This window comes from Kitasatospora sp. NPDC101155, from assembly GCF_044768305.1.
Taxonomy (GTDB): Bacteria; Actinomycetota; Actinomycetes; order Streptomycetales; family Streptomycetaceae; genus Kitasatospora.
This window is the reverse complement of the sequence record NZ_JBIWPN010000012.1, coordinates 15,258-28,525: the sequence shown is the minus strand read 5'-3', so window position 1 is coordinate 28,525 and position 13,268 is coordinate 15,258. Positions and strand designations below refer to the sequence as shown.

Annotated in this window: 12 protein-coding genes; 11 read left to right on the top strand and 1 reads right to left on the bottom strand. The window is 71.3% G+C overall.

The features are described 5' to 3' along the window. Positions 1 to 53 precede the first annotated feature (53 nt). From efp to ACIRYZ_RS19600, 4 genes are all read left to right on the top strand, one after another. Positions 54 to 617, top strand: a complete 564-nt coding sequence (efp, locus tag ACIRYZ_RS19615; protein WP_393031390.1) for an elongation factor P — start codon at positions 54 to 56, stop codon at positions 615 to 617. Positions 618 to 621: 4 nt separating this feature from the next. Beyond that, positions 622 to 1,059 carry a transcription antitermination factor NusB gene (gene nusB, locus ACIRYZ_RS19610; protein ID WP_393031387.1) on the top strand — a complete coding sequence of 146 codons (438 nt, stop codon included), beginning with the start codon at positions 622 to 624 and terminating at the stop codon, positions 1,057 to 1,059. A gap of 123 nt (positions 1,060 to 1,182) precedes the next feature. Beyond that, complete coding sequence (locus ACIRYZ_RS19605; RefSeq protein WP_402945797.1) at positions 1,183 to 2,010, top strand: thioesterase family protein; 828 nt, start codon at positions 1,183 to 1,185, stop codon at positions 2,008 to 2,010. A gap of 159 nt (positions 2,011 to 2,169) precedes the next feature. After that, positions 2,170 to 3,090, top strand: coding sequence for a hypothetical protein (locus tag ACIRYZ_RS19600; RefSeq protein ID WP_402945795.1), 921 nt, complete (start codon positions 2,170 to 2,172; stop codon positions 3,088 to 3,090). Between the two features lie 115 nt (positions 3,091 to 3,205). Here the strand turns inward: ACIRYZ_RS19600 and ACIRYZ_RS19595 are convergent, their stop codons facing one another. Continuing rightward, a complete protein-coding gene (locus ACIRYZ_RS19595) occupies positions 3,206 to 3,709 on the bottom strand; it encodes a transcriptional regulator (RefSeq protein WP_030056198.1) in 504 nt (167 codons plus the stop codon). A 331-nt stretch (positions 3,710 to 4,040) separates the two neighbouring features. Here ACIRYZ_RS19595 and pyrR point away from each other — a divergent pair, with 331 nt between their 5' ends. The 7 genes from pyrR (at position 4,041) to ACIRYZ_RS19560 (ending at position 13,252) form a co-directional block, all read left to right on the top strand. Continuing rightward, a complete protein-coding gene (pyrR, locus tag ACIRYZ_RS19590) occupies positions 4,041 to 4,664 on the top strand; it encodes a bifunctional pyr operon transcriptional regulator/uracil phosphoribosyltransferase PyrR (protein ID WP_402945793.1) in 624 nt (207 codons plus the stop codon). Between the two features lie 5 nt (positions 4,665 to 4,669). Continuing rightward, the gene (locus tag ACIRYZ_RS19585; protein WP_402945791.1) at positions 4,670 to 5,656 is read left to right on the top strand and encodes an aspartate carbamoyltransferase catalytic subunit; all 987 of its coding nucleotides are present in this window, start codon (positions 4,670 to 4,672) and stop codon (positions 5,654 to 5,656) included. Positions 5,657 to 5,682: 26 nt separating this feature from the next. Continuing rightward, positions 5,683 to 6,987, top strand: coding sequence for a dihydroorotase (locus tag ACIRYZ_RS19580; protein ID WP_402946064.1), 1,305 nt, complete (start codon positions 5,683 to 5,685; stop codon positions 6,985 to 6,987). Then, positions 6,984 to 7,556 (top strand): hypothetical protein, encoded by a 573-nt coding sequence (locus tag ACIRYZ_RS19575; RefSeq protein ID WP_402945789.1) that lies wholly within the window; start codon positions 6,984 to 6,986, stop codon positions 7,554 to 7,556. Before ACIRYZ_RS19580 ends, ACIRYZ_RS19575 begins: the two co-directional genes overlap by 4 nt. Then, positions 7,553 to 8,710 carry a glutamine-hydrolyzing carbamoyl-phosphate synthase small subunit gene (gene carA, locus ACIRYZ_RS19570; protein ID WP_402945787.1) on the top strand — a complete coding sequence of 386 codons (1,158 nt, stop codon included), beginning with the start codon at positions 7,553 to 7,555 and terminating at the stop codon, positions 8,708 to 8,710. Before ACIRYZ_RS19575 ends, carA begins: the two co-directional genes overlap by 4 nt. Continuing rightward, positions 8,703 to 12,014, top strand: a complete 3,312-nt coding sequence (gene carB, locus ACIRYZ_RS19565; RefSeq protein WP_402945785.1) for a carbamoyl-phosphate synthase large subunit — start codon at positions 8,703 to 8,705, stop codon at positions 12,012 to 12,014. Before carA ends, carB begins: the two co-directional genes overlap by 8 nt. A 134-nt stretch (positions 12,015 to 12,148) precedes the next feature. Beyond that, the gene (locus ACIRYZ_RS19560) at positions 12,149 to 13,252 is read left to right on the top strand and encodes a quinone-dependent dihydroorotate dehydrogenase (protein ID WP_402945783.1); all 1,104 of its coding nucleotides are present in this window, start codon (positions 12,149 to 12,151) and stop codon (positions 13,250 to 13,252) included. Positions 13,253 to 13,268: the final 16 nt, after the last annotated feature.

Sequence of the window (13,268 nt, the reverse complement as noted above, 5' to 3'; positions counted from 1 at the left end):
CAGGACGCGAACCCTTGGTTCCTTGACAGCTATATCCAGGAGTAAGTGCGCCCGTGGCTTCCACGAACGATCTCAAGAACGGCATGGTCCTCAAGCTGGAGGGCGGCAAGCTCTGGTCCGTCGTCGAGTTCCAGCACGTCAAGCCCGGCAAGGGCCCGGCCTTCGTTCGGACCAAGCTCAAGGAGGTCCTGACGGGCAAGGTCGTCGACAAGACCTTCAACGCCGGCACCAAGGTCGAGACCGCCAACGTCGACAAGCGCGGCATGCAGTTCTCGTACAAGGACGGCGAGAACTTCGTGTTCATGGACATGGACACCTACGACCAGATCGCGATCGAGCCGGCCGTCGTCGGCGACGCCGCCAACTACCTGCTGGAGGGCTTCGAGGCCCTGGTCGCCACCAACGAGGGCGCGGTGCTGTACATCGAGCTCCCGACCTCCGTCGAGCTGGTCATCGCCCAGACCGAGCCGGGCGTCCAGGGCGACCGCTCCACCGGTGGCACCAAGCCGGCCACCCTGGAGACCGGTGCCGAGATCCAGGTCCCGCTCTTCATCACCACCGGTGAGAAGGTCAAGGTCGACACCCGCGACGGCAGCTACCTCGGCCGGGTGAAGTAAGTCCGTGTCGGCCGCACGTAGCAAGGCCCGTACCCGGGCCTTCCAGATCCTCTTCGAGGCCGACCACCGCGGGGTCGACCCGCAGCAGGTCCTCGCCGACTGGGTGGCCCGCGCCCGCGACCCGAAGCCCGACGAGGGCACCCCGCAGGTCGGTGAGTACACCATGGAGCTGATCGAGGGGTACGTCCAGCACGCCCGTCGCATCGACGACCTGATCGAGCAGTACGCGGTGGGCTGGACCCTCGACCGGATGCCGATCGTGGACCGCAACGTCCTGCGGCTCGGCGCGTACGAGCTGATCTGGGAGGACGGCGTCCCGGACGCGGTCGTCCTGGACGAGGCCGTCGAGATCGCCAAGGAGTTCTCCACGGACGACTCCCCGGCCTTCGTGAACGGCATGCTCGCCCGCTTCCTGGAGCTGAAGCCGAGCATCCGCCGGTAACGGTCATGCCCTGCGAACGGCCGTCGGATCCGCGAACCCGGATCCGACGGCCGTTCCGTGTTTCACCCGGCAGGCGTAATGTGGAGCCCTACTCGCCAGTAACTTGAAGGGCAGGCCACCCCCATGACCACTGCGACCCGCAGCGAGTTCGACCAGGGCATCGCCCTGACCAGACACCCCGACGAGGCCGGCCGCTACGACGCCGAGCTCGGTGCCGGCTGGCAGATCGGCGGCGGGGTCAACGGGGGGCTGCTGCTCGCCGTGGCCGGACACGCGCTGTCGCTGGAGCACGGCGAGCACCCCGACCCGGTGTCGATCAGCGGTTACTACCTGTCCGCCTCGACCCCCGGCCCGGCCACCGTCCGCACCGAGGTGCTGCGCACCGGTCGCGGCCTGTCCACCGGCACCGCCTCGCTCAGTCAGGACGGCGTCGAGCGGCTGCGGGTGGTGGCCAGCCACGGTGACCTCGCCGCCGCCGACGGTGAGGTGCGCACCAGTGCCGTTCCGCCGCAGCTGCCGCCGCCGGACCGGTGCATCGGCGTCGAGCACGCGCCCCGGCAGCTGATCGAGCAGGCCGCCCTGCTGGAGCGCTTCGACCTGCGGCTCGACCCGGCCACCGTCGGCTGGGCACTCGGGCAGCCCTCCGGCAACGGGCGGATCCAGGGCTGGTTCCGGCTCCGCGACGGCCGCGAGCCCGACCCGCTGCTGCTCCTGCTGGTCGCCGACGCGCTGCCGCCGGTCACCTTCGACCTCGGCCTGCCCGGCTGGGCCCCGACCGTCGAACTGACCGTCCACCTGCGGGCCAGGCCGGCCCCGGGCTGGCTGCGGGTCACCCACGCCACCCGCAACCTGGCCGGCGGCTACTTCGAGGAGGACGCCGAGATCTGGGACGAGGCAGGCCGCCTGGTCGCCCAGTCCCGCCAGCTGGCCCGGGTGCCGCGTTCGGCGTGAGGTGACGCGGAGACGGCGACCGGTATTACCGGTGGTTACATTCCTGTGACACGCCGTACGTGTGTGGCGCGCGGAACTGGGGAGTAACACGGTCAGCGGCGAGCCCCCGCCGCTGACCGTCGCACCGCCGACGGTCGCCCGCCGACGCCAGGAGCCTCGATGACCAGCCGCAAGGGCCGCGCCCGCCGTAACTCCGACTGCACCGCCGGCGGCCTGCGGCCCGCGCTGCGGGCACCGCACCGGCTGCGGCCGGCCGAGGGGGCCGAGCAGGCGTTCGTCATCGGGGTGCTCACCAACGCCGCGGACTTCCAGCGGGCCCGTGCCTGGGGCGTGTGCGACGCCCCTGACTTCGAGCGCTACCTGGCCGACACCGCCGAACTGCTGGCCGACGCGCTGGAGCGGTTCGAGACCGTCCGGGCCCGGATGTTCCACCCGCAGGACTTCGAGGAGTTCTGCCTGCTGCACCGGCTGGACCCGACCGAGCCCGCCGCGCGCGACCGCTACCTGGTCAACCCGCCGCTGCAGACCCAGCTGCTGGCCTACCGGGGCGAGGAACTGGCCGGGGACTTCGTGCCGCGCCTGGTCCGGGCCCGGGAGAACGGGCTGACGCTCTGCCACGTCGACCTGCTGCTCGACGGCGGTCTGTACGGGGGCGCGGGCGAGGCCGACGAGGAGCAGGCCCGCTGGGTGCGCGCCGCCTACCAGCGCGGGGGCGAGGTGTTCCGCCGGATGCTGGTCGGCGCGGGCGCCGGGGTCTACGAGCTGCGCCTGCGGGTGGACGCGCCGGACGGCAAGCTCACCGCCGCGGCCCGGGTGCTGCAGTGGGAGGACGGCGTGGTGCGGATCAACGACGAGGACCTGGAGCTGGTCTGCGCGGTGCTCTGCGCCGGGCTGGCGCTGGAGCTGCCGGCCGTCGCGGTGCTGCACGGCTCGCAGGGCTCGGCCGCCTCCTGCGGCGAGTACCTTCCCGCGGCCTGGGCCTGGTCCAGCGGCGGGCCGGACTGGGCGCCGGCCGCCCGGCCGGTGCGGCTGGACGGCGTCGCGGCGCAGCCGGGCTACAGCCTGGGCACGGTCTGCTGACCGGACGTCGCCGGGAGACACCGCGGCGCGGCCCCCGAACCCCGGGACCGCGCCGTGACGTTTCTGCTTGGTACTACTTGGTGTTGCTCACCGATGGGAGCCGGTGCGGCGAGCGTCAGCTCGCGTCCTCCTCGCGCACCGCGCGGCGCGCGTCGGGGTTGAGCACGCCCCAGGAGATCAGCTGCTCGGTGAGGATCGACGGCGACTGGTCGTAGATCACGGCCAGCGTGCGCAGATCGTCCTGGCGGATCGAGAGGACCTTGCCGTTGTAGTCGCCGCGCTGGCTCTGGATGGTCGCCGCGTAGCGCTGCAGCGGGCCGGCCTTCTCGGACGGGACCTGGGTCAGTCTCTCCAGGTCGAGGACCAGGCGCGGCGGCGGCTCGGCCGCGCCGCCCGGCGTACCGCCGGGCAGGAGCTCCTGCACCGGAACGCCGTAGAACTCGGCGAGCTCGGCCAGCCGCTGCACGGTGACCGCACGGTCGCCGCGCTCGTACGAGCCGACGACGACTGCCTTCCAGCGCCCCTGGGACTTCTCCTCGACACCGTGCAGGGAGAGACCCTGCTGAGTGCGGATCGCTCGGAGCTTGCCTCCGAGCTGCTTCGCGTAGTCGCTGGACATTGATCTCCCCGGACGAGATTGCTTCGCGTTCAGTGGTGGGTCACGGGCGATTGCCGACGTCGTTACCGGTGGGTTCGACGCGCATCTCGTAACTCACTGTGAGGTTACGTAGAGTAAGGTGTTGCGTCAAGCCGAATGGGGCAGTCGTGCGAATGGCCCGCATCGTCGGCGCATCCGGGGCGTTAATTCGATGAAGCGGAATGATGGACGTCCACTTGCCTCCGGGGGCGCTGATAGGATGACCCAAAGCCCGCGCCCGGTTCGGCGAGGGCAATTCCCAGACATCCTTTAAGGCCCGTCCCGTGAGGCGGGGAAGGAGGTCCGCTTCGGCATGACCACACACCGAGAACCGACGCCGCGGCCGCCGCACCAGGTGCTGGACGGCACGGACATCGCCCGGGTCGTCACCCGGATAGCGCACGAGATCGTCGAGCGCGCCAAGGGCGCGGAGGACGTCGTGCTGCTCGGCATCCACACCAGGGGCGTCCACCTCGCCCGCCGCCTGCACGGCCGGCTGGCCCAGATCACCGGGAGCGAGATCCCGCTGGGCACCCTGGACATCACCATGTACCGGGACGACCTGCGGCTGAAGCCCGCCCGCGCCCTGGAGCACACCGAGATCCCGCCCGGCGGCATCGACGGCAAGCTGGTGATCCTGGTCGACGACGTGCTCTTCTCCGGCCGCACCATCCGCGCCGCGCTCGACGCGCTGAGCGACATCGGCCGCCCGCGCGCCGTCCAGCTCGCCGTCCTGGTCGACCGCGGCCACCGCGAGCTGCCGATCCGGGCCGACTACGTGGGCAAGAACCTCCCCACCTCGCTGCGCGAGGCCGTGCAGGTGCGCCTGTCCGACACCGACGGCGTGGACGCCGTCCTGGTCGGCGACCGCGACTGCACCGCCCGCAGCTCGCAGGCCCTGGCCTCCCAGCCCACCGAACCGCACCTCCCGGAGTAACCCGCGTGAAGCGCCACCTCGTCTCCGCCGCCGATCTCAGCCGCGACGACGCGCTGCTGATCCTGGACACCGCCGAGGAGCTGGCCCAGCTCTCCGGCCGGGCCGTCAAGAAGCTCCCCACGCTGCGCGGCCGCACCGTCGTCAACCTCTTCTTCGAGGACTCCACCCGCACCAAGACCTCCTTCGAGGTCGCCGAGAAGCGGCTCTCCGCCGATGTCATCAACTTCTCCGCCAAGGGCTCCTCGGTCTCCAAGGGCGAGAGCCTCAAGGACACCGCGCTGACCCTGCAGGCGATGGGCGCCGACGCGGTCGTCATCCGGCACCACGCCTCGGGCGCGCCGGCCCGGCTGGCCCAGTCCGACTGGCTGCACGGCAGCGTGATCAACGCCGGTGACGGCACCCACGAGCACCCCACCCAGGCGCTGCTCGACGCCTTCACCATGCGCCGCCACCTCAACGCCGGGCTGGGCAAGGACCTCGCCGGGCGCCGGGTGACCATCGTCGGCGACGTCCTGCACAGCCGGGTCGCCCGCTCCAACGTGCACCTGCTGACCACCCTCGGTGCCCAGGTCACCTTCGTCGCCCCACCGACCCTGCTGCCGATCGGCATCCGGAACTGGCCCTGCGAGATCAGCTACGACCTCGACAGCGTGCTGCCCAAGACCGACGCGCTGATGATGCTGCGGGTGCAGCGCGAGCGGATGAACGCCGCGTTCTTCCCGACCGAGCGCGAGTACAGCCGCCGCTACGGCATGAACGGCATCCGGATGGCCCAGCTGCCCGAGCACGCCATCGTGATGCACCCCGGCCCGATGGTCCGCGGCATGGAGATCACCGCCGAGGTCGCCGACTCGCCGCGCTGCACCGTGGTCGAGCAGGTCGCCAACGGCGTCTCCGTCCGGATGGCCGTCCTCTACCTGCTGCTCGGCGGTGTCACCCTCGCCGACGCCGCCGCCGCCCCCCGCACCGACTTCGTGGAGACCGCCCAGTGAACGAGCGCAGCGAGCGAACCGACAACATGGTCAGCTACCTGATCCGCAACGCCAAGATCCTGGGCGGCGCCCCGCAGGACCTCCACCTCGCCGACGGTGTCATCAAGGCGATCGGCACCGGTCTGGCGGTCGAGGCGGACATCGAGATCGACGCCACCGGCATGATCGCCCTGCCCGGCCTGGTCGACCTGCACACCCACCTGCGCGAGCCCGGCCGCGAGGACGCCGAGACCGTGCTCACCGGCACCCGGGCCGCCGCGATGGGCGGCTTCACCGCCGTGCACGCGATGGCCAACACCACCCCGGTGGCCGACAGCGCCGGCGTGGTCGAGCAGGTCTGGCGGCTCGGCCAGGAGGCCGGCTACTGCGACGTCCAGCCGGTCGGCGCCGTCACCGTCGGCCTGGAGGGCAAGAAGCTCGCCGAGCTCGGCGCGATGCACGAGTCCGCCGCCTCCGTCCGGGTCTTCTCGGACGACGGCAAGTGCGTGGACGACGCGGTGCTGATGCGCCGCGCCCTGGAGTACGTCAAGGCCTTCGACGGCGTCGTCGCCCAGCACGCCCAGGAGCCGCGGCTGACCGAGGGCGCCCAGATGAACGAGGGCCAGGTCTCCGGCGAGCTCGGGCTCGGCGGCTGGCCGGCCGTCGCCGAGGAGTCGATCATCGCCCGCGACGTGCTGCTCGCCGCGCACGTCGGCTCCCGGCTGCACGTCTGCCACCTCTCCACGGCCGGCTCGGTCGAGATCGTCCGCTGGGCCAAGGCCAAGGGCTGGGACGTCACCGCCGAGGTCACCCCGCACCACCTGCTGCTCACCGACGAGCTGGTCCGCTCCTACGACCCGGTGTACAAGGTGAACCCGCCGCTGCGCACCGCCGAGGACGTTCAGGCGCTGCGCAAGGCGCTCGCCGACGGCACCATCGACGCCGTCGCCACCGACCACGCGCCGCACCCGGCCGAGGACAAGGACTGCGAGTGGGCCGTGGCCGCGATGGGCATGGTCGGCCTGGAGACCGCGCTGTCGGTCGTCCAGCAGACCATGGTCGACACCGGCCTGCTGAACTGGGAGGGCGTCGCGGACCGGATGTCGCACCGCCCGGCCCGGATCGGCCGTCTCACCGGGCACGGCCGGCCGATCTCGGCTGGTGAGCCCGCCAACCTGGTGCTGTTCGATCCCGCGTACCGTGGTGCCGTGAACCCGGACAGCTTCGCCACCCGCAGCCGCAACACCCCCTACAAGGGCATGGACCTGCCCGGACGGGTGCACGCCACCTTCCTGCGCGGTCGCGCCACCGTGCTGGCCGGTGAGCTGGCCGAGCAGGGCGGCGCGGCGTGACCGGCGCGACGATCCTGCTCGCCAAGGAGCAGGCGAAGGTCACCAACTGGCCCGGGTACATCGGCTGGACCGTCGGCCTGCTGATCATCATCGGCCTGGTCTACTGGCTGATGCGCCAGGGCTGGAACTGGCGGCGCACCCTGCAGTCCGGCATCCCGCCGCTGCCCGCCGTGCCGGCCCGCGCCGGCCGGACCGTCCTGGAGACCAGCGGCCGGTACCACGGCACCACCACCGCCGGGAACTGGCTCGACCGGGTCGTCGCGCACGGCCTGGGCACCCGCAGCCGTGCCGACCTCACCCTCGGCGAGGACGGCCTGCTGGTGCAGCGCCCCGGCGACGTGGACTTCTGGATCCCGGCCGAGCTCCTGTCGGGTGCCCGGACGGACTCCGCGATCGCCGGCAAGGTCGTCCCCTCCGGGCTGCTCGTCGTCACCTGGACGCACGAGGGCACCGAGCTGGACTCCGGCTTCCGGGCCGACCACCCCGATGAGCACACCGCCTGGGTCGAGGCGATCACCCAGCTCGCAACACGTACGAAGACGAAGAAGACGGAAGAGGCCGCGCAATGACCGCACCTGCCCCCACCACGCAGCGCCAACGGCGGGAGCGCATCCCCGCCGTGCTCGTCCTGGAGGACGGCCGGACCTTCCGCGGCCAGGCCTACGGCGCCGTCGGCGAGACCTTCGGCGAGGCGGTCTTCAACACCGGCATGTCCGGCTACCAGGAGACCCTGACCGACCCGTCGTACCACCGCCAGGTGGTCGCGATGACCGCCCCGCAGATCGGCAACACCGGCTGGAACGACGAGGACGACGAGTCCCAGCAGATCTGGGTCGCCGGCTACATCGTGCGCGACCCCGCCCGGGTGGCGTCCAACTGGCGCTCCCGCCGCTCGCTGGACGACGAACTGGTCCGCCAGGGCATCGTCGGCATCAGCGGCATCGACACCCGCGCGCTGACCCGCCACCTGCGCGAGCGCGGCGCGATGCGCTGCGGCATCTTCTCCGGCGAGGCGGTGGCCGACCAGGCAGCCCTGCTCGCCCGGGTGCAGCAGTCGCCCGAGATGAAGGGCGCCGACCTGTGCGCCGAGGTGGCCACCACCGAGCCGTACGTCGTGCCCGCGATCGGTGAGAAGCGGTTCACCGTCGCCGCGCTGGACCTCGGCATCAAGGCGATGACCCCGCAGCGGATGGCCGAGCGCGGCATCGAGGTGCACGTGCTGCCGGCCAACTCCACCCTGGAGGACGTCTACGCCGTCAACCCGGACGGCGTCTTCTTCTCCAACGGCCCGGGCGACCCGGCCACCGCCGACCACCAGGTCGCCGTGGCGCAGGGCGTGCTGGAACGCAAGACCCCGTTCTTCGGGATCTGCTTCGGCAACCAGATCCTCGGCCGCGCCCTGGGCTTCGGCACCTACAAGCTCAAGTACGGCCACCGCGGCATCAACCAGCCGGTGCAGGACCGCACCACCGGCAAGGTCGAGGTGACCGCCCACAACCACGGCTTCGCCGTGAACGCGCCGCTGGACAAGGTGAGCGACACCCCCTACGGGCGGGTCGAGGTCTCCCACGTCTGCCTCAACGACGACGTGGTCGAGGGCCTGCAGGCGCTCGACGTGCCCGCCTTCAGCGTGCAGTACCACCCCGAAGCGGCCGCCGGCCCGCACGACGCCGCCTACCTGTTCGACCGCTTCGTGAAGCTCATGGAGGGCCAGCGTGCCTAAGCGCACTGACATCAAGTCCGTCCTGGTGATCGGCTCCGGCCCGATCGTCATCGGCCAGGCCGCCGAGTTCGACTACTCGGGCACGCAGGCCTGCCGCGTTCTCAAGGCCGAGGGCCTGCGGGTCGTGCTGGTCAACTCCAACCCGGCCACGATCATGACCGACCCGGAGATCGCCGACGCCACCTACGTCGAGCCGATCACCCCGGAGTTCGTCGAGAAGATCATCGCCAAGGAGCGCCCCGACGCGCTGCTGCCGACCCTGGGCGGCCAGACCGCGCTGAACACCGCGATCTCGCTGCACAAGGCGGGCACGCTGGAGAAGTACGGCGTCGAGCTGATCGGCGCCGACGTCGAGGCGATCAACAAGGGCGAGGACCGCGACCTGTTCAAGGGCGTCGTCGAGGCCGTCAACGCCAAGATCGGCCACGGCGAGTCCGCCCGCTCGGTCATCTGCCACACCATGGACGAGGTGCTGGTCGGCGTCGACACGCTCGGCGGCTACCCGGTCGTGGTGCGCCCCTCCTTCACCATGGGCGGCGCCGGCTCCGGCTTCGCCCACAACGAGGAGGACCTGCGCCGGATCGCCGGCCAGGGCCTGGCCCTCTCGCCGACCACCGAGGTGCTCCTGGAGGAGTCCATCCTCGGCTGGAAGGAGTACGAGCTGGAGCTGATGCGCGACCGGAACGACAACGTCGTGGTCGTCTGCTCCATCGAGAACTTCGACCCGATGGGCGTGCACACCGGTGACTCGATCACCGTCGCCCCGGCGATGACCCTCACCGACCGCGAGTACCAGATCCTGCGCGACGTCGGCATCGCCGTCATCCGCGAGGTCGGCGTCGACACCGGCGGCTGCAACATCCAGTTCGCCGTCAACCCCGTCGACGGCCGGGTCATCGTCATCGAGATGAACCCGCGCGTCTCCCGCTCCTCGGCGCTCGCCTCCAAGGCCACCGGCTTCCCGATCGCCAAGATCGCCGCCAAGCTGGCCGTCGGCTACACCCTGGACGAGATCCCCAACGACATCACCGAGGAGACCCCGGCCTCCTTCGAGCCGACCCTCGACTACGTCGTGGTCAAGGTGCCGCGGTTCGCGTTCGAGAAGTTCCCGAGCGCCGACGCGACGCTGACCACCACCATGAAGTCCGTCGGCGAGGGCATGGCCCTCGGCCGCAACTTCCCCGAGGCGCTGCAGAAGGCGCTGCGCTCGCTGGAGAAGAAGGGCTCCCAGTTCAGCTGGATCACCCCGGTCGGCGACAAGGCGGAGCTGCTGGTCAAGGCCGCCGTGCCGACCGACGGCCGGATCAACACCGCGATGGACGCCATCCGGGCCGGCGCCACCTCGGAGGAGGTGTTCGAGTCCACCAAGATCGACCCGTGGTTCGTCGACCAGCTCTTCCTGCTCGACGAGATCGCCGGCGAGCTGGCCGAGGCGGCCGAGCTCACCCCCGAGCTGCTGCGCCACGCCAAGCGGCACGGCTTCTCCGACCAGCAGATCGGCGAGATCCGCGGCCTGCGCTCCGACGTGGTCCGCGAGGTGCGCCACGCGCTCGGCATCCGCCCGGTGTTCAAGACCGTCGACACCTGCGCCGCCGAGTTCGCCGCCAAGACCCCGTACTTCTACTCGTCCTACGACGAGGAGAACGAGGTCGCCCCGCGCACCAAGCCAGCCGTGATCATCCTCGGCTCCGGCCCGAACCGCATCGGCCAGGGCATCGAGTTCGACTACTCCTGCGTCCACGCCTCCTTCGCGCTGGCCGACGCCGGGTACGAGACCGTGATGGTCAACTGCAACCCGGAGACCGTCTCCACCGACTACGACACCTCCGACCGGCTCTACTTCGAGCCGCTCACCCTGGAGGACGTGCTGGAGATCGTCCACGCCGAGCAGCAGGCCGGCCCGCTGGCCGGTGTGATCGTCCAGCTCGGCGGCCAGACCCCGCTCGGCCTGGCCCAGGCGCTCAAGGACAACGGCGTGCCGATCGTCGGCACCCAGCCCGAGGCGATCGACCTCGCCGAGGAGCGCGGCGCCTTCGGCCGCGTGCTGCGCGACGCCGGGCTGCCCGCCCCCAAGCACGGCACCGCCTTCTCCTTCGCGGAGGCCAAGGCGATCGCGGACGAGATCGGCTACCCCGTCCTGGCCCGCCCGTCCTACGTGCTCGGCGGCCGCGGCATGGAGATCGTCTACGACGAGGCCTCGCTCGCCTCCTACCTGGAGCGGCACGCCGGTCTGATCTCCGAGCACCCGGTGCTGATCGACCGGTTCCTGGACGACGCGGTGGAGATCGACGTCGACGCGCTCTACGACGGCACCGAGCTCTACCTCGGCGGCGTCATGGAGCACATCGAGGAGGCCGGCATCCACTCCGGCGACTCCGCTTGCGCGCTGCCCCCGATCACCCTCGGCGGCTACGACATCAAGCGTCTGCGTACCTCCACCGAGGCCATCGCGCGCGGTGTCGGCGTCCGCGGCCTGATCAACATCCAGTTCGCGCTGGCCGGGGACATCCTCTACGTGCTGGAGGCCAACCCGCGCGCCTCCCGCACCGTCCCGTTCACCTCCAAGGCGACCGCGGTGCCGCTGGCCAAGGCCGCCGCCCGGATCTCGCTCGGCGCCACCATCGCCGAGCTGCGCGCCGAGGGCCTGCTCCCGGCCGAGGGTGACGGCGGCACGCTGCCCGCCGACTGCCCGATCTCGGTCAAGGAGGCCGTGATGCCGTGGAGCCGCTTCCGCGACATCCACGGCCGCGGGGTGGACACCGTGCTCGGCCCGGAGATGCGCTCGACCGGTGAGGTCATGGGCATCGACAAGGTCTTCGGCACCGCCTACGCCAAGGCCCAGTCCGGCGCGTACGGCGCGCTGCCGACCAAGGGCAAGGTCTTCGTCTCGGTCGCCAACCGCGACAAGCGCAACCTGGTCTTCCCGGCCCGGGCGCTGGTCGGCCTCGGCTTCGAGGTGCTCGCCACCGCCGGCACCGCCGAGGTGCTCCAGCGCGGCGGCATCCCGTCCACGCTGGTGCGCAAGCACAGCGAGGGCGAGGGCCCGAACGGCGAGAAGACCATCGTCCAGCTGATCCACGACGGTGAGGTCGACCTCATCATCAACACGCCGTACGGCACCGGCGGTCGCCTCGACGGCTACGAGATCCGCACCGCGGCCGTCTCGCGCGGGGTCCCGTGCCTGACCACCGTCCAGGCGATGGGCGCAGCCGTCCAGGGCATGGACGCGCAGCTGCGCGACGAGGTCGGGGTGATGTCGCTCCAGGAGCACGCCGAGCTGATCAACGCCGGCCGTAGCAAGTAGCACCACCGCAGTGGGGGGCACCGGAGCCAGTTTGGTGCCCCCCACTTCCATGCCCGTCGCCCGCCACCACCCTGCCTGCGACGGGCTGCGCCCGCGCCCTGAATTCCGCTACCTGCCCTCGGAGTTGAACCATCTTGTACAAGCTCCTGTTCGACCTCGTCTTCAAGAAGATGGACCCGGAGAAGGCGCACCACCTCGCCTTCTTCTGGATCCGGCTCGCCTCCTCGGTGCCCGGGCTGCGCACCCTGGTGCGGCTGGTCCTCGCCCCGCGTGACCGGGCGCTGCACACCAGGGCCCTCGGCCTCGACCTGCCCGGCCCGTTCGGGCTCGCGGCCGGCTTCGACAAGGACGGCGTCGGCATCGACGGTCTGGCGATGCTCGGCTTCGACTACGTCGAGATCGGCACCATCACCGGCGAGCCCCAGCTCGGCAACCCGACGCCCCGGCTGTTCCGCCTGGTCGAGGACCGCGCGCTGATCAACCGGATGGGCTTCAACAACCAGGGTTCGGCCCGGGTCGCCGCCCGGCTGGCCGCCCGCCCGCACACCAGCTCCACCCCGGTGATCGGCGTCAACATCGGCAAGACCAAGGTGGTCGAGGAGGCCGACGCCGTCGCCGACTACGTCAAGTCCACCGAGCGGCTGGCCAAGTACGCCGACTACCTGGTGGTCAACGTCAGCTCGCCGAACACCCCCGGGCTGCGCAACCTGCAGGCCGTCGACCACCTGCGCCCGCTGCTGGCCGCCGTCCGCGAGGCCGCCGACCGCACCACCGCGCACCACGTGCCGCTGCTGGTCAAGATCGCCCCCGACCTGGCCGACGAGGACATTGACGAGGTCGCCGACCTCGCCCTGGAGCTGGGCCTGGACGGCATCATCGCCACCAACACCACGATCGGCCGCGAGGGCCTGCGGGCCGACGCCCAGCGGGTCGCGGAGATCGGCATGGGCGGCCTGTCCGGCGCCCCGCTCAAGGCCCGCGCCCTGGAGGTGCTGCGGCGGCTGCGTGCCCGCACCGAGGGCCGGCTGACGCTGGTCTCGGTGGGCGGCGTGGAGACCGCCGAGGACGCCTGGCAGCGGATCATCCACGGCGCCGACCTGGTCCAGGGCTACAGCGCCTTCATCTACGAGGGCCCGTTCTGGTGCCGCAGGATCCACAAGGGCCTCTCCGCCCGGGTCCGCGCGGCCGGCTTCCGGGACCTCGCGGCGGCCGTCGGCAGCGCCGTCCGCAGCTCGTGACCCCCTTCACCGGTTC